The 364-nt window shown below is 67.3% G+C and carries 1 pseudogene; it reads right to left on the bottom strand.

Annotated features, from left to right (window positions below):
• Positions 1-364: pseudogene (locus tag AB4Z35_RS31285) on the bottom strand (7-carboxy-7-deazaguanine synthase); the annotation flags it as partial.

The following is a 364-nucleotide window of genomic DNA, read 5'->3' as shown; positions in this document are numbered from 1 at the left end:
CAGGCTTGTGGGTCTGCAGCGACAGGCGCCAGCGCGGGTGGCGCTGGCAGAATTCCACCGCCGCGGCCGTATTTTGCCGGGCCAGCGGGCCATCCATGGCCTGCACCATGAAATAGCGGAAATCCAGTTGTTCATATGCTGCGAAGTCCTGGCCGTCCTGCGGGATGACGACCTTGAGTTCGTCGCCGCGCGTCACCACGAGTTCCGCGCCCATCTTGGGGCTCACGCAGACCCAGTCGATGCCGTCCGGCACGGGCAGCGTGCCGTTGGTCTCGATGGCGATCTCGAAGCCCTGCGCGTGCAGCGCGTCGATCAGCGGCGCGTCCAGCTGGAGCAGCGGCTCGCCGCCGGTGCAGACCACGAG

The sequence above is a fragment of the Pseudomonas sp. KB_15 genome (assembly GCF_052114525.1).
GTDB lineage: Bacteria > Pseudomonadota > Gammaproteobacteria > Pseudomonadales > Pseudomonadaceae > Aquipseudomonas.
This window is presented reverse-complemented; position numbering and strand designations above follow the sequence as displayed.